At 75.2% G+C, this 17,978-nt stretch carries 18 protein-coding genes and 1 pseudogene; 10 read left to right on the top strand and 9 right to left on the bottom strand.

Annotated elements, in window-relative coordinates:
* Window positions 1-43 precede the first annotated feature (43 nt).
* On the bottom strand, window positions 44-601 hold the full coding sequence (locus AB6L24_RS13915; RefSeq protein WP_405655408.1) for a gamma carbonic anhydrase family protein: 558 nt from the start codon (window positions 599-601) through the stop codon (window positions 44-46).
* Between the two features lie 164 nt (window positions 602-765).
* Here AB6L24_RS13915 and AB6L24_RS13920 point away from each other — a divergent pair, with 164 nt between their 5' ends.
* Complete coding sequence (locus tag AB6L24_RS13920; RefSeq protein ID WP_405655410.1) at window positions 766-1,539, top strand: acyltransferase; 774 nt, start codon at window positions 766-768, stop codon at window positions 1,537-1,539.
* 64 nt (window positions 1,540-1,603) lie between these two features.
* On the opposite strand, the gene AB6L24_RS13925 is transcribed toward AB6L24_RS13920, so the two are convergent.
* A complete protein-coding gene (locus AB6L24_RS13925; protein ID WP_405657157.1) occupies window positions 1,604-2,470 on the bottom strand; it encodes an EamA family transporter in 867 nt (288 codons plus the stop codon).
* Window positions 2,471-2,582: 112 nt separating this feature from the next.
* Between AB6L24_RS13925 and AB6L24_RS13930 the strand changes: the two genes are divergently transcribed.
* Complete coding sequence (locus tag AB6L24_RS13930; protein WP_030358650.1) at window positions 2,583-3,167, top strand: XRE family transcriptional regulator; 585 nt, start codon at window positions 2,583-2,585, stop codon at window positions 3,165-3,167.
* A gap of 58 nt (window positions 3,168-3,225) precedes the next feature.
* Entirely contained in the window at window positions 3,226-3,780 is a 555-nt protein-coding gene (locus AB6L24_RS13935) for a YbaK/EbsC family protein (RefSeq protein WP_405655412.1), read from the top strand.
* Between the two features lie 68 nt (window positions 3,781-3,848).
* Here AB6L24_RS13935 and AB6L24_RS13940 read toward each other — a convergent pair whose 3' ends face one another.
* Together AB6L24_RS13940 and AB6L24_RS13945 are read right to left on the bottom strand one after the other, a co-directional pair.
* On the bottom strand, window positions 3,849-5,045 hold the full coding sequence (locus AB6L24_RS13940) for a CaiB/BaiF CoA transferase family protein (RefSeq protein ID WP_405655414.1): 1,197 nt from the start codon (window positions 5,043-5,045) through the stop codon (window positions 3,849-3,851).
* A gap of 5 nt (window positions 5,046-5,050) precedes the next feature.
* Window positions 5,051-5,587, bottom strand: a complete 537-nt coding sequence (locus AB6L24_RS13945) for a VOC family protein (RefSeq protein WP_405655416.1) — start codon at window positions 5,585-5,587, stop codon at window positions 5,051-5,053.
* 259 nt (window positions 5,588-5,846) lie between these two features.
* On the opposite strand from AB6L24_RS13945, the gene AB6L24_RS13950 reads away from it, so the two are divergent.
* From AB6L24_RS13950 to AB6L24_RS13960, 3 genes are all read left to right on the top strand, one after another.
* A complete protein-coding gene (locus AB6L24_RS13950) occupies window positions 5,847-6,692 on the top strand; it encodes a GNAT family N-acetyltransferase (protein WP_405655418.1) in 846 nt (281 codons plus the stop codon).
* Entirely contained in the window at window positions 6,689-7,513 is an 825-nt protein-coding gene (locus tag AB6L24_RS13955) for a lysophospholipid acyltransferase family protein (protein WP_405655420.1), read from the top strand. Before AB6L24_RS13950 ends, AB6L24_RS13955 begins: the two co-directional genes overlap by 4 nt.
* Before the next feature lie 104 nt (window positions 7,514-7,617).
* A complete protein-coding gene (locus AB6L24_RS13960; protein WP_405655422.1) occupies window positions 7,618-8,643 on the top strand; it encodes a phytase in 1,026 nt (341 codons plus the stop codon).
* Window positions 8,644-8,655: 12 nt separating this feature from the next.
* Here the strand turns inward: AB6L24_RS13960 and AB6L24_RS13965 are convergent, their stop codons facing one another.
* Window positions 8,656-10,068: a hypothetical protein gene (locus AB6L24_RS13965; protein ID WP_405655423.1), complete on the bottom strand. Its 1,413-nt coding sequence runs from the start codon at window positions 10,066-10,068 to the stop codon at window positions 8,656-8,658.
* 195 nt (window positions 10,069-10,263) lie between these two features.
* On the opposite strand from AB6L24_RS13965, the gene AB6L24_RS13970 reads away from it, so the two are divergent.
* Window positions 10,264-11,682 carry a molybdopterin-dependent oxidoreductase gene (locus AB6L24_RS13970; RefSeq protein ID WP_405655425.1) on the top strand — a complete coding sequence of 473 codons (1,419 nt, stop codon included), beginning with the start codon at window positions 10,264-10,266 and terminating at the stop codon, window positions 11,680-11,682.
* On the top strand, window positions 11,682-12,248 hold the full coding sequence (locus tag AB6L24_RS13975) for a hypothetical protein (protein WP_405655427.1): 567 nt from the start codon (window positions 11,682-11,684) through the stop codon (window positions 12,246-12,248). The genes AB6L24_RS13970 and AB6L24_RS13975 overlap by 1 nt, the downstream gene beginning before the upstream one ends.
* Window positions 12,249-12,373: 125 nt before the next feature.
* Here the strand turns inward: AB6L24_RS13975 and AB6L24_RS13980 are convergent.
* The 3 genes and pseudogenes from AB6L24_RS13980 to AB6L24_RS13990 all read right to left on the bottom strand — a co-directional run.
* A pseudogene (locus AB6L24_RS13980) lies at window positions 12,374-13,081 on the bottom strand (methyltransferase domain-containing protein); the annotation flags it as partial.
* The gene (locus tag AB6L24_RS13985; protein ID WP_405655428.1) at window positions 13,078-13,719 is read right to left on the bottom strand and encodes a DUF2064 domain-containing protein; all 642 of its coding nucleotides are present in this window, start codon (window positions 13,717-13,719) and stop codon (window positions 13,078-13,080) included. The pseudogene AB6L24_RS13980 and the gene AB6L24_RS13985, both read right to left, overlap by 4 nt.
* Window positions 13,716-14,393 carry a glycosyltransferase family 2 protein gene (locus AB6L24_RS13990; RefSeq protein ID WP_405657158.1) on the bottom strand — a complete coding sequence of 226 codons (678 nt, stop codon included), beginning with the start codon at window positions 14,391-14,393 and terminating at the stop codon, window positions 13,716-13,718. The genes AB6L24_RS13985 and AB6L24_RS13990 overlap by 4 nt, the downstream gene beginning before the upstream one ends.
* A gap of 355 nt (window positions 14,394-14,748) precedes the next feature.
* On the opposite strand from AB6L24_RS13990, the gene AB6L24_RS13995 reads away from it, so the two are divergent.
* A complete protein-coding gene (locus AB6L24_RS13995) occupies window positions 14,749-15,687 on the top strand; it encodes a response regulator transcription factor (protein ID WP_405655429.1) in 939 nt (312 codons plus the stop codon).
* Window positions 15,684-16,799 carry a sensor histidine kinase gene (locus AB6L24_RS14000; protein ID WP_405655431.1) on the top strand — a complete coding sequence of 372 codons (1,116 nt, stop codon included), beginning with the start codon at window positions 15,684-15,686 and terminating at the stop codon, window positions 16,797-16,799. Before AB6L24_RS13995 ends, AB6L24_RS14000 begins: the two co-directional genes overlap by 4 nt.
* Window positions 16,800-16,919: 120 nt before the next feature.
* Here the strand turns inward: AB6L24_RS14000 and AB6L24_RS14005 are convergent, their stop codons facing one another.
* Entirely contained in the window at window positions 16,920-17,972 is a 1,053-nt protein-coding gene (locus tag AB6L24_RS14005) for an NAD-dependent epimerase/dehydratase family protein (RefSeq protein WP_405655433.1), read from the bottom strand.
* Window positions 17,973-17,978 lie beyond the last annotated feature (6 nt).

A 17,978-nucleotide genomic window follows, 5' to 3' on the forward strand; every position in this document is an offset into this window, starting at 1 on the left:
CCGCACCCCGGACCTGGCGGGCGACACGCCTGCCGGGGGTCTCTCAGCCTTCGGACGGGCCCTGGCCCTCCCGGGCCGCGTTCGCCTCGCGGTGGGCCTTGGCCAGCTCCACGTACAGCGTGCCGTTGAGGGAGATGCCCGCGCGTTCCTCCTCGGTCAGCTCGCGCTTGACCTTCGCGGGGACGCCCGCGACCAGCGATCCTGGCGGCACCCGCATCCCCTGCGGCACCAGCGCCTGCGCGGCGACGAGGGAACCGGCGCCGATCACCGCGCCGTTGAGGACCGTGGCACCCATGCCGATGAGGCAGTCGTCCTCGACGGTGCAGCCGTGCAGGACCGCGTTGTGGCCGACCGAGACGCGCTCACCGATGGACATCGGGAAGCCAGGGTCGACGTGCAGGGTGCAGTTGTCCTGGATGTTGCTGTCGGCCCCGATCTCGATGGGCCCGCAGTCGGCGCGCAGCACCGCGCCGTACCAGGTGCTCGCGCCCGCGCTCAGCGTCACCTCGCCGATCACCACCGACGTGGGTGCGGTGAAGGCCTCCTGGTCGACCTTCGGCTCCTTGCCGGCCAAGCCCATGACGAGTGCCTGCTGGCTCATCGGCTCGCTCCCTCTTCCCGCGGCGCCGTAGCGTCGTCGCGTCGTCGTCCCCGTGTCGCGCCTGAGCGAACCGTACGGGACGGCCGGGTGCCCGCGGCCGCGTGGGGTGAAGATCACAGGTCGTCGGCGTGCTCGGCGCGCGCCCGGCTGAGTAACGTGAGCGGGTGCCCAGGAACAAGAACGTGTTCTCATCGCTGGCCGCCTGGCGGCGCGGCGTGGCGCAGCGCGCCGTCCACGCCGGGTGGGACTGGGTGCAGCGCACCGGCGCCGTCACCGCGCGGCGGCCCGGACGGCTGCGGTTCGGCGCGATCGGCGAGGGCACGCGCCTCGCGTTCCCGCAGGGCACGGTCTTCGGGGCGCCCTGGATCCGGCTCGGCGCGCACTGCATCGTCGGCGAACAGGTCACGCTGACCGCCGGGTTGATGCCCGACCTCGACCTCGGCCCGGACCCGATCCTGCGCATCGGCGACGGGGTGGTGCTCGGCCGCGGCAGCCACGTCATCGCGGACACGGCGGTGACCATCGGCGAGGACTGCTACTTCGGCCCCTATGTGTACGTGACCTCGACGAACCACTCGTACGACGACCCGCACACGCCGATCGGCAAGCAGTGGCCGCGGATGGAGCCGGTCGAGATCGGGCCCGGCTGCTGGGTCGGCACCGGCGCGGTGATCCTGCCCGGCGCCCGGATCGGCCGCAATGTGGTGGTGGCCGCCGGCGCGGTGGTGCGGGGCGAGGTGCCCGACCACGCGGTGGTGGCCGGGGCGCCCGCCCGGGTCGTGCGGACGTGGTGCGCCGAGCGGGGCTGGGAGCCGCCGCTGCGTACGCCCGCGCCGGTGCCGATACCGGAGGGCATCACGCCGGAACAGCTCCTCGCCCTTGGCGAGTTGACCGACCTGGAGGCGGCGCGCCTTGCCGAGGCCGAGGGGAACGTCTGAGCGGTCCCGGTGGCGCACTGAAGGGGCGCGGGGCCGTGGCCGGCGTGCGGCGCGCGGCTGTGGCTCAGCCTGTCGCCAGCAGCACCGTGCCCACCAGCGCGAGGCCCGCCCCCGCGGCCTGCACCCCGCGCAGCCGTTCCTTGAGGAGGCCGCGCGCCGCGAGCGCCGTCACGATCGGGTAGAGCGAGGCGAGCACGGCGGCGACGGTGATGGGGCCGCGCTGGGCCGCCATGGCGTAGGTCCCGTTGGCGGCGACGTCCGCGAGGCCGACGAAGGCGAGCGCGGGCAGCGCGGACCAGATCACGCCCATGCCCTGACCCTCGGGGAGTGCCGCGCCGCCTCGCCGCACGGAGACGTACAGCGCCGTGCCGCCCGCGAGCACGTTGGTCACACGCTGCACGAACAGCGCCAGGAACAGGCCGGTGACACTGCTCGACGCCTCCGCGATGAGTGCCATGACCGCGCCGAAGCCGAAGGCGGCGAGCAGGGTCAGGAGCACCGCCTGCCGCTGCACCGGGGCGCCGCGCAGCTCGGGCCCGCCCGCGAGGACGATGCCGACGACGGCCACCGCGATGCCCGCGAACTGCCGGAGGCCGGGACGCTCGCCCAGCATCAGTCCGACGCCCACCGGTACGGCCACGCCGAGCGAGCCGAGCGGTGAGACGACGCCCATGGGGCCGAGCGCGAGGGCCTTGTAGAAGGCGAGCATCGCGACCGGGCCGACGAGGCCCGCGCCGACCGCGAACCACAGCTGCGGGCCCCACTCGCTCCAGGCGCCGGTGGAGACCACGACCACGCCGAGGACGACGACCGCGACGCACTGGGAGGCGACCACCACCGTGAGTGCGGGGATCCGTCGGGTCAGCAGTCCGCCGCCGAAGTCGGCGAGGCCCCAGAGCAGGCTGGTGGCCAGGGCGAACAGTGCTGTCAGTCCCGTCATGGGATGCCTCGCAGTACAGTGTGATGAACCTTCGGGAACCATCAGGTGCACCACACCGTAGTTCAGTACAGTGAACTCTGTCATCCAGAATATTGGACGGAATGTGTCGGACCTCGACCAGCTGACTCAGTCGCTCGCGCGCAACCTCAAGCGCTGGCGCACCGAACGGAACTTCACGCTCGACGCGCTCGCGGCCCGCGCGGGCGTCAGCCGCGGCATGATCATCCAGATCGAGCAGGCCCGTACGAACCCCTCCGTGGGCATCACGGTCAAGCTCGCGGACGCGCTCGGCGTCAGCATCACCACCCTGCTCGACTACGAACAGGGGCCGCACGTGCGCCTCGTCCCGCCCGAGCAGGCCGTGCGGATGTGGTCCACGGAGGCGGGCAGCAGCACGACGCTCCTGGTCGGCACCGAGTCGCGGGGCCCCTTCGAGCTGTGGACGTGGCACCTGACGCCGGGCGAGGGCAGCGACTCCGACGCGCACCCGCCCGGGACGATGGAGCTGCTGCACGTCAGGTCCGGCGAGCTGACCCTGGTCGTGGACGGCGACGAGCACCTGGTGGCGGCCGGATCGGCGGCGTCGTTCGAGGCCAACGTGGCGCACGGCTACCACAACAAGGGTGCGGAGCCGGTCGAGATGACGATGGCGGTGTCGGTGCCTCCGGCCCACGCGGGGGCGTACTGAGCCGCCCGGCGGCCGCCCTCCCGGCCCGCGCGCCCGCGCCCTGCGTTACGGTGCCGCCATGCGCGCTCCTCTCGGTGACTTCGACGTAGTCCGCCCCGCCCCCGAAGCCCTCGACCTCCTCGTGGCCCCCGTCGCCGCCGCCGTCCGCGGCTGGAGCGGGGACGTGCCCGCAGAGGAGCTGGTCCATGTCGACACCGACCCGCAGTGGGCCGACACGGCCACGTTCGTCGAGCACTACGGCCCCGAGCTGTTCTCCCAGTCCGCGAACTGCGTCATCGTCGCCGGGAAGCGCGGGGGCGAGACGACGCTCGCCGCGTGCCTGGTCCTGTCGGCGGCGCGCGTCGACGTCAACGGCGTCGTCCGCCGCCGACTCGGCGCCCGCAAGGCCTCGTTCGCGCCGATGGACACCGCCGTCGGCGAGACCGGCATGGAGTACGGCGGCATCACCCCCATCGGCCTGCCCGACACCTGGCCGCTGCTGGTCGACGCCGCGGTGGCGGACCTGCCGCACGTCCTCGTCGGCAGCGGCAGCCGGCGCGGCAAGCTGATCGTGCCGGGCAAGGTGTTCGCGGGGCTGCCGAACGCGACGGTGATCGAGGGGCTCGGCGTCTGACGGGACGCGTGGACCGGGGTCGGCGTCCTGGCGTCGGCCCGAGCCCGGCGCCAACACCCCTGCGGGCGCTAGGAGATGACGCCCTCGGCCCGCAGCCGCTCGATGTCGGCCGCCTTCCGGCCCAGCTCCGCCAGGATGCTCTCCGTGTGCTCGCCCACGCCCGGCACCGGGTCCATGCGCGGGCTCACCCCGGACAGGTCGGCGGGCGGGACGAGGGCCTGGATGCCGGGTGCCGTGCCGGGCAGACCGACGTCGTGCCAGCGGCCGCGCTCCGTGAGCGCCGGGTGGTCGAGGAAGTCCGCGACGGAGTTCACGCCCGCGTTGGCGATGTTCGCCGCGTCGAGCAGCGCCGTCGCCGCCGCGCCGTCGAGGTCCGCGAACCGCGCCTGGATCGCCGCGTCCAGCTCCTCGCGGTGCGCCACCCGCGCCGAACCGTCGGCGAAGCGCGGGTCGGCCACCAGCTCGGGCCGCCCCAGGAAGTCCTCGCAGAGCGCCGCCCACTCCCTTTCGTTCTGCACGGAGAGCAGCACCTCCTTGCCGTCGGCCGCGGTGAACACGCCGTACGGCGCCACCGTCGCGTGCCGGGCGCCGACGCGCGCGGGCTGCGTGCCGCCGTACCGCGTGTAGTACGCGGGCTGGCTCATCCACTCGGCGAGCGCGTCGAACAGGGACACCTCCACGGCGGGCGCCCGGCCCGTCGTCGCGCGCGTGAACAGTGCCGACAGGATGCCGCTGTAGGCGTACATCCCCGCCGCTATGTCGGCCACCGATATCCCCACCCGCACGGCCTCGTCGGGCGTGCCCGTGAGCGAGAGCAGCCCGGTCTGGCACTGCACGAGCAGGTCGTACGCCTTGCGGTCCGCCCAGGAGCCGCTGGTGCCGTAGCCGCTGACCGTGCAGGTGATCAGGGACGGATGGCGGGCCTGGAGGTCGGGTGCCGCAAGGCCGAGGCGGCCGGCCGCGCCCGGCGCGAGATTCTGCACGAACACGTCGGCGCCCGCGACGAGTTCGCGCAGGACCTCCTGCCCGGCCGCCGACTTCACATCCAGCGTGAGCGACTCCTTGGAGCGGTTCAGCCACACGAAATAGCTGGCCTCGCCGTGCACGGTGGTGTCGTAGCGCCGCGCGAAGTCGCCGCCGCCGGGACGCTCCACCTTGATCACCCGGGCGCCGAGGTCGGCGAGCTGGCGGGTCGCGAAGGGCGCGGCGACGGCCTGCTCCAGGCTCACGACCGTGATGCCGGCGAGCGGCAGCGGATGCGGCACGGCCCTCAGCCCCTCGTCCCGCGGTACTCCTCGTGGAACTGCTCGAACGACACCTCGTAGCCGTCCGGGTCCAGGCCCACGAAGATCCGCGCCCAGTCCGTGTCCTCGGGCTCCGTGAGCACCGGCAGGCCCTCGGCGCGCCACAGGGCGTGGGCCGCGTCGAGGTCGGGCGTCGGCACGGCCAGCGTGAAGCCGAGGCCGAGCGGGCCCCTGCGGGCCGCCGCGCCGCGCTCCTCGTCGTAGTACCCGTGCGCGTCCCGGGCCGTCAGGATCAGCCAGGTGTGGCCGAAGGTGAGATAGCGCAGGTGCGGCTGCTCGTCGTTCGGCAGCTCGCGGAAGCCGAGCTTCACGTAGAGGTCGCCGGAGACCTGGAGATCCCTGACCCGCAGGCCGATCTTCAACTGCTTGCTGCCCATCATGCGGTACGCCCCTCCCGTGGCCGCGCCGGACGGATCGGCCGCCGGGCGTGCGACGACCGTACCCGGGGGCGCGGACCGGGGCGCGGCGGCCGTGCCCGGGAGCGCGGGCCGGGACGCGACCACCGCCGTTCACCTGATGCTCACGAGGGTCGGCACGATCGGTCTCGCGAACCTTGTGCGCAGTTCAGCCTGGGCGGTCACCGTGCTGAACAGGCGCCTTTCCCGCAGTCGGCCGCACGCTCACCCGCACCACCGCATCGCCGCACTCCCTTCGCTCCCCGTGTCGCCCCGCTTCCCCCTCTCCTGCCTCCCCGCTCCTGTCACTCCCGCCCGTCGGTTTCAGCGGACTCCCCGTCCGTCCCCATCGAACGGAGAACGTGTCATGCCCGCGACACCCCTCACCCCTGCCTCCGCGACCCCGGCCGCGCCCGGCGCCCCGGCCGCCGCTCCCGCCCCCGGCGCCCCGGCCACCCCCGACGCCCCCCGCTACGTCCCCTCCATCGCCGACTCCGAGGACCAGATCCGGGCCGCCCAGCGGCTGCGCTTCCAGGTCTTCGGCGAGGAGATGGGGGCCGCGCTCGACACCCCCGTGCCCGGGCACGACATCGACGCCTTCGACGCGCTCGCGGACCACCTGATCATCACCGACACCGCGAGCGGCGACGTCGTCGGCACCTACCGCCTGATCCCGCCCGGACGCACGGAACGCTCCTACTCCGACGGCGAGTTCGACCTCGCGGCGCTGCGGCCCCTGCGCTCCGCCACCGTCGAGGCCGGACGCTCCTGCGTGCACCCCGACCACCGCTCCGGCGCCGTGATCAACCTGATGTGGTCGGCCCTCGCCCGCTACGTCCTGCTCTCCGGCCACCGCTACCTGGCGGGCTGTGCCTCCGTGCCGCTCGCCGACGGCGGCACCGCGGCCGCCAGCGCCTGGCTGCTCGGCACCGCCAAGCACGTCTCGCCGCCCGAGCTGCGCGTGCACCCGCACCGCCCGTGGACGCCCGGCGAGCGCGCCGGACACCGGCCGAGCTACGCCGACCTGCCGCCGCTCCTGCGCGGCTATCTGCGCCTGGGTGCCTGGATGTGCGGGGCACCCGCGCACGACCCGGAGTTCGACTCCGCCGACTTCTTCGTGCTGCTCGACACCGAGCGCCTGAGCGACCGGCACCGCAGGTTCTTCCTCGGCGACGCCGAGCGTGGCCACGCCGCGCAGGGGAGGAGCGCGTGAACCCCTGGGCCGTGGACGCGGGCTGTCCCCGGACCTGCGCGGTGCGGCCCGCGACCCGGGTCGGGCCCGCCGAGGAGGCGCTGCGGTACGCGGCCGTCGCCCGGGAACTCGGGCGCAGCCTGCTCATGGGCGAACGCCTCGCGGGGGACGCGGCGCCGCGCGTGCAGGCACGGCGGGTCCTGCGGGCCCTCGGCGTCGACCTGGAGGCGGCCCTCGCGCCGCTGAGCGTGCCGGGCACCGACACCGGCACGCTGATCGTCGCCAACCACATCTCGTGGCTGGACGTCGTCGCGCTGCTCGCGGTCGAGCCGGTGTCCTTCGTGGCCAAGAAGGAGATCGGCCGCTGGCCCGTGGTCGGCACGCTCGCCCGCCGCATGGGCACGCAGTTCATCGACCGCGAGGGCGGTCGGCGGGAACTGCCGCTCATGGTCGGCGAGTTGGCCAAGACGCTGGCGTCCGGTCGGTCGGTCCTGGTGTTCCCGCAGGCCACCACGTGGTGCTCGGTCGGCTCCGGGAGGTTCAGGCGGGCCGCGTTCCAGGCGGCGGTGGACGCGGGGGTGCCGGTGCGGCCGGTGACGGTGGCGTACCGGCAGGGCGGCGCGGCCAGTACGGCGGCGGCGTTCCTGGCGGACGAGGGGTTCGGGGGGTCGCTGCGGCGGGTGGCGGTCGCGCGGGGGCTCACGGTGCGGGTCACCGCGCACGGGCCGCTGCACGGGCACGACCGGAAGATGCTGGCGGCGCAGGCGTGGGCGGCGGTGTGCGCGGGGGAAGCCGCCGACGCCGCGGCGGCGGGGGAGCACGGCCGGTTCGCCCTCTCGTGACCACGGTGTGTGACCGCGTACGTTCAACTCGTGTTCACGGGGCGCTCGCGCACCGCTGGCACGCTCGTCCCGCTCGCCCACCCCCCAGTGAAAGAGGACCACCGGTGCCCGTCACCCGAAAGCTCCGTACCTCCCTGCTCTCCGCCGGCGCCGCCGCGCTCGTCCTCCAGACCGCGCTGCCCGCGCAGGCTGCCGTGGACTTCGACGTGACCGCGACCGTGGAGACCGCGCCGGTGTCGCACAGCGGGGACGCCGCCGACGACCCGGCGATCTGGGTGCACCCGGACGACCCGGCGAAGTCCGTCGTGGTGGGCACGGACAAGAAGGGCGCGCTCGAGGTGTACGACCTCAAGGGCGCGCGCGTCCAGCGGATCGACGGGGACCACGGCAACAACGTCGACGTACGCGGCGATGTCGTCGTGTCCGCGGACGACGAGGCGGCGGGCGGCGACGGCGCGCTGCACGTGTACCGGATCGACCCGGCCACACGGCGCCTCAAGCACCTCAAGGACGTCCCGACCGAGGTCACCGCGCACGGCGTCTGCCTGTACCGGTCTCCGCAGTCCGGGAAGCTCTACGCCTACCCGAACTCCACCTCGGGCCGCGTCGAGCAGTGGGAACTCGCCGTCAGCGGCGACTCGGTGACGGCGACCTCCGTGCGGCTCTTCGACGCCGGGTCCGCTGTCGAGGGCTGCTACGCGGACGAGAGCAACGGCAAGCTCTACCTCGGCGAGGAGGACGTCGGCGTGTGGGTGTACGGCGCCGAGCCGGGCGCCGGGACCGCCCGCACCAAGCTCGACTCCACCGGCTCCGGCGGCCACCTGACCGCCGACACCGAGGGCATCGCCGCCGCCGGGAACCGCCTGTTCGTCTCCTCGCAGGGCAGCGACGACTTCACCGTGTACGACCGGCGCAGCGGCGCCTACCTCGGCCGCTTCGGCGTCGCGTCCGGCACCGCCGCCGACGACTGCGAGGACACCGACGGCATCGACGCGACCGCCACGGCCCTCGGGTCCGCCTTCCCCAAGGGCGTGTTCATCTGCCAGGACGGCTCCAACGGCGCGCCCGGCTCCAGCGGCAACCAGAACTTCAAGTTCGTGCCGCTGGAGCGGATCACCGACCGCGTCTGAGCCCGGCCGGGCTCACCAGCCCGTGAACAGGAGGTGGTTGACGGCGAGGGCGAGCGCCGCCTGAGCCGTCAGCCACGCCCGCGCGGACGGGCGCGGCAGGAGCGCCGCCGCGGGCAGCAGGAACAGCGCGAACGGCAGCCAGATGCGTTCCGTCTCCGCCTTGCTCATGCCGGACAGGTCCGCGGCGGCGACCGCGAGGAGGGCCACGAGGACCAGGCCCACGAGCCGGTCCGTCGCCGTGGTGTCCCGGGTGTGCCAGCGGCGTACCGCGCCCGGCGCCGCAGTGAGCGTCCGCCGCAGCCCCGCCACCGTCGCGAGCCCGACGACGAACACCGTGCACGCCGGATTGGCCCACACCCAGTACCAGTACGGCCGCACGCCCGCCGCCCCCTGGTAGTAGCGGTCCACCAACAGGCGGTACGCCTCCCACCAGTCGAAGCCGAACGCCGTGAACACCAGCGGCGCCACCGCCGCGCCCGCCACGAAGTACGGCAGCGGGCGCGGTGTCCGGGCGATGACCACGACACCCGCGGCGACCAATGCGAAGAGCGTCAGGCCGTACGACAGGTAGCACGTCAGGCCGAACAGCAGGCCGGCGCCGGTCGCGGCGAGTGCGGGGTGGCGGGTCGTGCGCGTCGCCGCCAGCGCGAGCAGCGCCGTCATCCACGCCGTGACCGCGGCGAAGTACCCGTCCGCCGACGCCCCCGTCCACACGGCGGCGGGCGCGAGCACCAGGAACGGCGCCGCGCGGCGGGCCGTCGCCTCGTCCGCCAGCGCCCGCACGGTGAGGAGCACCGCGAGGACCGCCGTGCCGCCCGCCGTGATGACGAACGCGCCCGCCCAGCCACCGCCGCCCAGACCGATCCGGTCCAGGAGGACGAACGTCAGCGGCGCGGCCGGGGGATGGCCCGCGGTGTGCGCGGGCCAGTGGTACTCGCCGGGCACCTGCACGATGTGGTGCGTGAAGTCCCGCAGCGTCGCCGGGATGTCGTCGAACCGGTCGATCACCCGCAAGTACTCGTACTTCGTGGTGAGGCGCTCCGCGACGCCGCGGTGCCAGCCGTCGACCAGGGCGAGGGACCAGATCCACGCGGTGGAGCCCGCCCACGCGGCGGCGAGGAGCGCCCGCCAGGGCAGGCGCGCGGCGAGCGCGGGGCCGTGCAGGACGACGGCCGCGGCCACGGCGAGGGCGGCCGGGGTGCCCGGGCCCAGGTGCGGGTCCCCTTTCGCGTACAACGGTGGCCAGTTGACGTGCAGACTGCCGTCGTGGTCCTCCAGGTGGCGGCCGATGAGGACGGCCGCGGTGACGAGGAGGGCGGCGAGGGTGGTGGCGAGGAGGTCACGACGGGGGCCGGACCGGCGTTGGGCGGTCCGGAGCGGGTCGGTCCGGGGCGGGTGGGGCGGGCGTGGTTCGGGGTGGTTCACCCTTGGCACGGTAGGTCGCCGGAGGCGGCGGACAGCGGGTGTGCGGGGCCGCGTCACCGAACCGTCAGATCTTGAGGCCGCGAGGCGCCCCGTCAGCGTTTCGTCATCTGTCGCTCACGCCTCACCGCAGGTCACGCGGCTTACGGTCGGGACAGGGCGACGGACCCACGTCGCGTTGACCGCCGAGGACGCAGCATGCGCGACGCACCTCCACCATCCCGCAGGACCCGGCTTCGGACCCTGGTCCACGAGGCGCCGGAGAGGCTCAAGGAGCACGCGCCGTCGGCGCCCGGCTTCTGGCGCAGCCCGGTGCGCGGGACGTGGTTCACCGCCGTGCTCGGCACGGTGCTCCTGTTCGGAGTGACCCTCCTGTTCGTCACCGGCCTGCTGTCGTACGCCGCGTACAACCCCGGCCTCGCGCCGGTCAACGACAAGACCCCCGACAAGGGGCTGCTCGGCCTCTACCTGTTCGCCTGGCCCACCGACCCGCACTGGCTGTACCGGCTCACCCAGGGCCTGCACGTCACCGTCGGGATCACCCTGATCCCGGTGCTCCTCGCCAAGCTGTGGTCGGTGCTCCCGAAGCTGTTCGCGTTGGCGCCCGCGCGGTCCCTCGGCCACGCCCTGGAACGGCTCTCGCTGCTCCTGCTCGTGGGCGGCGGGCTCTTCGTGTTCGCGACCGGCGTCCTCAACGTCCAGCTGGAGTACGTCTTCCCCGGGTCCTTCTACCCGCTGCACTTCTACGGCGCGTGGGTGTTCTTCGCCGCCTTCGTCGCGCACGCGGCGCTGAAGCTGCCGCAGACGGTGCGGGTGCTGCGGGCGGGCGGGCTGCGCGAGGGGCTGCGCAGCTCGGCGGGGCGTGGGCCGGACGGCGGTTCGGGGCGTGGTGCCGCCGGCGAGGCCGGTCCCGCCGATGAGGTCGGCCCCGCCGGCGAGGCCGGTCCCGCCGACGCGGACAGCCTCGCCGCGCCCCGGCCCGCCGAGCCCACCGTGTCCCGGCGCGGTGCGCTCGGCCTCGTCGGCGGCGGCTCGCTGCTCCTGTTCGCCACGACGGCGGGGCAGAGCTTCGACGGGTGGCCCCGCGCCACCGCCCTGTTCGCCCCGCACGGCGGCGCCGAACCCGGCCGCGGGCCCGGCGCCTTCCAGGTCAACAAGACCGCCCGGTCCGTGGGCGTCGGCCCGGACCGCACCGGCGAGTCCTGGCGGCTCGTCGTCGCGGGCCCCGGCCGCACCCTGCGCCTGACCCGCGCCGACCTGCTCGGCCTCGCCCAGCACACCGCCGACCTGCCCATCGCCTGCGTCGAGGGCTGGTCGACGTCCGACCAGGCGTGGAGCGGCGTACGGCTGCGGGACCTCGCCGAGCTCGCCGGATACGACGGGACCGCCGCCGACGCACCCGCCGTACTCGTCGAATCCCTCCAGCTCCGGGGCTCCTTCCGCAAGGCGGCCCTGCGCGACAACCAGGTCCGCGACCCCCGCTCCCTGCTCGCGCTGCGCGTCAACGGCGCCGACCTGACGCCGGACCACGGCTACCCGGCCCGCGTCATCGTGCCCGCCGCGCCCGGCGTACTGAACACGAAATGGGTGTCCCGGCTGACTTTCGGAGAACTGTGATGAAGCATGTGCCCGCCTCGACCAGGCAGTTGACCGCCCCGCTGAAGCACGTGACCACCCTCGTGCGGCGCTGGTACGGGGAGGGTCCGCTCCACTTCCTGCTGCTGCTCGCCTCGTTCGCGCTCGCGCTCTACGCGGGCGTGCGGCTGCTCGCCGACGACTGGGTCATGGTCGCGGTGTGGTTCGTGGGGGCGGCGCTGCTGCACGATCTGGTCCTGGTGCCGGTGTACGGGGCAGCGGACCGGGCGGTGACGGCGTTGGTCGGTGGGCGTGCCGGTGGGGGCCACGGTGGGCGCGGTGGCGGGCGCCGGGAGCGGACGATGTACGTCCGTGTCCCGGCGGCGCTCTCGCTCCTTCTCCTCCTGGTCTGGTACCCGCTGATCACCCGTCAGGTCCCGCGCTACGAACGGTCGACGACACTGCCCGCCGACGTGTTCCTGACGCGCTGGCTGCTCGTGACGGCGGCGCTGTTCGCGGGGTCGGCACTGTGGTGCGTGCTGCGCGCGTGGTCGACGTCGAGGTCGGCGGCGCGGTCGGGGCGGGAGGCGGGCACGGGGCGGGGGTGAGGCGGGGTGGGGCCGGGTTTCGCGGCGCGGTTGTGTGAGGCGGGGGCGGGCGCGGTCGGGGTGCGTGAGGTGGGGTTGCGCGTGGTGGGGCGGTGCGCGGTGCGCGTCCTCCGCGCGTCCGGTACGGCCCGCGCCGCGCGCCCTTCGGCCCCCTCACGCGGGCCCCGGCGGCGCAGCGCCACGAAGCGGCGGCCGTCCGCCGACCACTGATCGGCGACCTGCCAGCCCGCCGCGCGGGCGTGGCCGAGCAGCGCGGGCGTGCCGATCCTCGCCCACGGGAAGACCTCGCCGGGATCGGACCGCCCCCGGCCGTCGTCGAGGTGGACGCGCACCCGCTCGTCGATGTCGACGGACGCCGTCTCGGCGATCAAGAGGCCGCGCGGCGAGAGGAGTTCGGCCACCCGCGCGAGCAGCGCGGCGGGGTCGCCCCCGATGCCGATGTTGCCGTCCATGAGCAGCGCGGTGCCCCAACGCCCCTCGCCCGGCAGCGTCTCGAACACCGACCGGCGCAGGGCCGTCCCGCCGAGGGCCAGCGTGTGCAGGACCGCCGCCTCGCTCACGTCGATGCCGAGCGCGCGCCGGCCGAGCGCGGCGAGCGCGGCCACCAGGCGGCCGGGGCCGCAGCCGATGTCGAGGACGGGCCCCGCGCAGCGGCGCAGCGCCGACAGGTCGGCCGGGTCCGGCTCCGCGCACCAGCGCTCCACGTCCAGCGGCAGCAGCCAGCCGTCCGTACGGCGCAGGAACAGCGGGCCGCGCCCGGCGCGCAGCGCGTCGGCGTACGGACCCGCGCACCACGAGGGGACCGCGTCCGGGGGCGGCACGACCGTGCTCATCGGCGCCCGGCCCCGGCCAGGCGGGCGAGTTCCCCCGCGAACCGGGTGTCCGGCGCGGCTGCCGCGACCGCCGCCGCGTCGGCCGCCGTGTCGACGTCCCGCAGCACCGGCAGGTCGCGCACGCGCAGGCCCGCGGCCGTGAGACGGGCACGCTGGACGGCGCCCGTCGTCGGCGTGGACATCGGCACGCCCCGCAGCAACGCTGGATCGGGCGCGGCCAGGCCGAGCGCCCAGAACCCGCCGTCCGCCGCCGGGCCGAACCAGGCGTCGGCGGCCCGCCAGGCGTCCCCCGCGAGCACGGGCGCGAGCAGCGCGGGGGAGACCTGCGGGGTGTCCATGCCGACGAGCAGCGCGGGCCCCGCGCAGACCCCGAACGCCCCGGCGAGCCGCTCGTCCAACCCGCCCGCACGTTGCGGCACCACCTCGAACCCGTCCGGGAGCCAGTGCCCGGGCACCCCGTCGAGCACGAGCACCCGCCGCCGCGCGGGCACGTCGAGCACGACGTGCAGGGTGTCGACGAGCGCGGCCTCGGCGAGCCGGGCGGCCTCTTCGGGCGAGTAGGGCGGGGTGAGCCGGGTCTTCACCCGACCGGGGACGGGGGCCTTGGCGATGATCAGGAGGGTGAGGCCGGGGGTCATCGTGTCGAGCCCTCCCGCGTCGGCCGCGCCCCCGTGCCCGGAGGTTCCGCGAGGACGGCGCGCATGTCCCGTACCGCCTGCCACGTGCCACGCCACGTACCGGTGACCTTCGACCTGCCGGTGCGCGGCAGGTAGGGCACGTCCCGCTCCTCGACCCGCCAGCCCGTGTCGGCGGCCCGCACCACCATCTGCAGCGGATAGCCGCTGCGCCGGTCCGTCAGGGCCAGGTCGAGCAGGTCCGTGCGGCGGGCCGCCCGCAGCGGGCCCAGGTCGTGCAGGCGCAGGCCGGTGCGGCGGCGCAGCATCCGGGCGAGGGCGAGGTTGCCCGCGCGTGCGTGGGCGGGCCAGGCGCCGCGCGTCCGGGGGCGCCGACGGCCCAGGACGAGATCGGCGCGGCCCGCGGCCACGTCGCGTACGAACGGTTCGAGGTCGCGCGGATCCAGGGACCCGTCGCAGTCGCAGAAGCAGACCACGTCCGCGTCCGCCGCGGTGAGCCCCGCGTGGCAGGCGGCGCCGAAACCGCGCGTCGGCTCGTGCACGACGGTCGCCCCGAGCGAGCGCGCCAACTCCGCGGAGCCGTCCGTGGAACCGTTGTCCACGACGATCGCGCGCCACCCCGCCGGGACGTGCGCGAGCACCCACGGCAGCGCGGCAGCCTCGTCGAGGCAGGGCAGGACGAGGTCGGCCGTGGCGGGCGGGGGCGCCGCGGCCGGGTCCGGGGGCGTGGGGGCCGGTGACGTGAGGCCGTCCGGGGGCGCGGAGGCGCCGAGGGCGGTGTGCGGGCCGTGGGCGTCGGGGGAGGAGTGGTTCACGGCATTCACCCTACGAAGCGAAAACGGGCAAAACGGGCGCCTGTTCCTTACGAAACACGGACGCCGCATCCCCGTGGACCGGGGCGCCGCCGGGCCCTCGGTGGCGGTGGACACCCCTGCGCACCGTCGGCCGCCCACTCCTTACGAAACGAGGACAACCGCAGGCCGCGGCGGCTCCCCGTCCTCGCGCGCGGGCACGTGGTGCGAGGCTTGTCGCATGGACACACCACCCTCGGGGCCCGACGCCCACGAGCCCGCACGCCCCGGCGCCCGCGTCCTCGTCGTGGACGACGACCGCACCGTCGCCGAGGTCGTCACCGGCTATCTGGAGCGCGCCGGGTTCGAGGTGGAGCAGGCGGAGGACGGCCCGGCCGCCCTCGAACGCGCCGCCGCCCGCCGCCCCGACCTCGTCGTGCTCGACCTGATGCTGCCCGGCATGGACGGCCTGGAGGTCTGCCGCAGGCTCCGGGCGCGGGGGCCCGTGCCCGTGATCATGCTGACGGCGCGGGGCGACGAGGACGACCGGATCCTGGGCCTGGAGGTCGGGGCCGACGACTACGTCACCAAGCCGTTCAGCCCGCGCGAACTGGTGCTCCGGGTGGAGTCGGTGCTGCGCCGCAGCCAGGCGTCCGCGCAACCCCGCCCGCGCCCCGGCGGCTCGTTGCTGCGCGCGGCGGGCATCGGCCTCGACCCCGAGGCCCGCCGCGCCACCAAGAACGGCACCGAACTCGCCCTGACGGTAAGAGAGTTCGACCTCCTCGCGTTCTTCCTGCGCCACCCCGGACGGGCCTTCGGCCGGGAGGAGCTGATGCGCGAGGTCTGGGGCTGGGACTTCGGCGACCTGTCCACGGTGACGGTCCACGTGCGCAGGCTGCGCGGGAAGGTGGAGGACGATCCGGCGGCGCCGCGGCTGATCCAGACGGTGTGGGGGGTCGGGTACCGCCTCGACGGGGCGGATCCGCGCGGTGGGGCGGGCCTGGCCGATGACGTGGGCCTGGCCGATGACGTGGGCCTGGCCGACGGCGTGGGTCTGGTCGACGGGGCGGGCCTGGTCGCGGCCCCGCACCCCCACCTCGACGCGAGGCACCCCCAGCCCGCCGGGAGCCAGTCCGGCGGCAGCCACCCCCACCCCGGCGGGAGCCACCCCCACCCATGACCGACATCCTCCTCATCGCCCTCTACGCCTTCCTCGGCGCCGTCGTCGCCGGGCTGCTCGGCGCCCTCGTCCTGCGCCTGCTGCGGCACCGTTCCCTGGTCGTGTCGCTGACCGTCGTCGTCGCGGTCGCCGTGACCGCGATGCTCGCCGGGACGCTGACCGTGGCGTGGCAGATGTTCCTGTCCCCGCACGACCTGACGGTCGTCACCGTGGTCGTCGCCATGGCCGCCGTGGTGTCGCTGGCCACCGCGCTGCTGCTCGGCCGGTGGGTGGTGGCCCGCAGCAAGGCGCTGACGCTCGCCGCCCGTTCCTTCGGCACGGGCGGCAGCTTCGCCGCGCCCGACGAGCCCGCGACCGCCGAACTCGCGGCCCTCACCCGGGAGCTGGAGTCGACCAGCGCGCGCCTCGCCGAGTCCAGGGAGCGCGAGCGGGCCCTGGAGAGCTCCCGCCGTGAGCTGGTCGCCTGGATCTCGCACGACCTGCGGACGCCGCTCGCCGGACTGCGGGCCATGGCGGAGGCGCTGGAGGACGGCGTGGCGGCGGACCCCGACCGCTATCTGCGGCAGATCCGCACGGAGGTGGAGCGCCTGAACGGCATGGTCGGCGACCTCTTCGAGCTCTCCCGCATCCACGCGGGCGCCCTCGCCCTCTCGCCGTCGCGGATCTCCGTGTACGACCTCGTGGGCGACGCGCTCGCCGGGGCGGACCCGCTGGCGCGGGAGCACGGTGTACGGCTCGTGGGGCGCCGCATCGACGCGGTGCCGATCGAGGTCGACAGCAAGGAGATGAGCAGGGTCCTGGGGAACCTGCTGGTCAACGCGATCCGGCGGACCCCGGCCGACGGCACGGTCGCCGTGGCGGCGGAGTGCTCGGACGCCGGCGTCGTCCTGTCGGTGACGGACGGCTGCGGCGGCATCCCCGAGGAGGATCTGGGCCGGGTCTTCGACACGGGCTGGCGCGGCACCCACGCCCGTACGCCCCCGGCGGGCGCGGGCCTCGGCCTCGCCATCGTCCGCGGCATCGTGGAGGCGCACGAGGGCCGCGCGGCGGTACGCAACGTCTCCGGAGGCTGCCGGTTCGAGGTGGTCCTGCCCCAGGCGGGACCGGCGTAGAGCGGGCGGGCCCGTCGCCTTCGGCCGGGCCGTGGGCACGGGCGACCCGCCGACGGGCCCCGGGCCGCTGAGAGGGCCGCCGCCCCGGCCGCCCTCACCGCGGGCTCCGCGCAGGCGCCCTCACCGCAACCCCGCCCCCGCGAACTCCCGCATCCCCTCCGCGAAGCCGACCTCCGGACGCCACCCGAGCGCCGCCCGCAGCCGTGCCGGGTCCGCCGTCACATGGCGTACGTCGCCGAGCCGGTACTCCCCGCTGACCACGGGCGCGGGTCCGCCGTGGGCGTCGGCGAGGGCGCGGGCCATCTCGCCGACGGTGTGCGGGTCGCCGCTGCCCGTGTTGTAGGCCGTGAACGTGCCGGCTGCCGACGTGTCCCGTACGGACTCCAGGGCCGTCGCCGCGGCCACCGCCACGTCCCGTACGTGCACGAAGTCCCGCCGCTGGCCGCCGTCCTCGAAGACGCGGGGCGCCTCACCGCGGGCGAGCGCGGAGCGGAACAGGGCGGCCACCCCGGCGTAGGGGGTGTCGCGGGGCATGCCGGGGCCGTACACGTTGTGGTAGCGCAGCGACACCGCGCGGCCGTCGGTCGAGCGGGCCCACGCCGCGCTCAGATGCTCCTGGGCCAGCTTCGTCGTGGCGTACACGTTGCGCGGGTCGACGGGCGCGTCCTCGGCCACCAGTCCGGGCGCCAACTCGGCGCCGCAGGACGGGCAGAGCGGCTCGAACCGCCCGGCCGCCAGGTCCTTCTCGGCGCGCGGCCCCGGCCGCACCACGCCGTGCCGTGCGCACACGTACCGCCCCTCTCCGTAGACGACCATCGACCCGGCGAGCACCAGGTCCCGCAGTCCTGCCCGCGCCATCGCGGCGAGCAGCACCGCCGTGCCCAGGTCGTTGCACCCGACGTACGCGGGCGCGTCCGCGAAGTCCTTGCCGAGCCCCACCATGGCCGCCTGGTGGCACACCGCGTCGACACCGGCCAGCGCCGACTCCACGCCGTCGGGGTCGCGCACGTCGCCGACGACGAGCCGTTCCCCGGGCCGGGCCGCGCGCGGCGGTCCGCCGTGCGCCGACGCGAGGACCGCGTCGTAGGAGACGACTTCGTGCCCGCGCGCGAGGAGCGCGTCGACGACGTGTGTTCCGATGAACCCGGCTCCGCCGGTGACCAGTACCCGCATGCCGCC

Source organism: Streptomyces sp. RK9 (assembly GCF_045070545.1).
Classification (GTDB): domain Bacteria; phylum Actinomycetota; class Actinomycetes; order Streptomycetales; family Streptomycetaceae; genus Streptomyces; species Streptomyces alboflavus.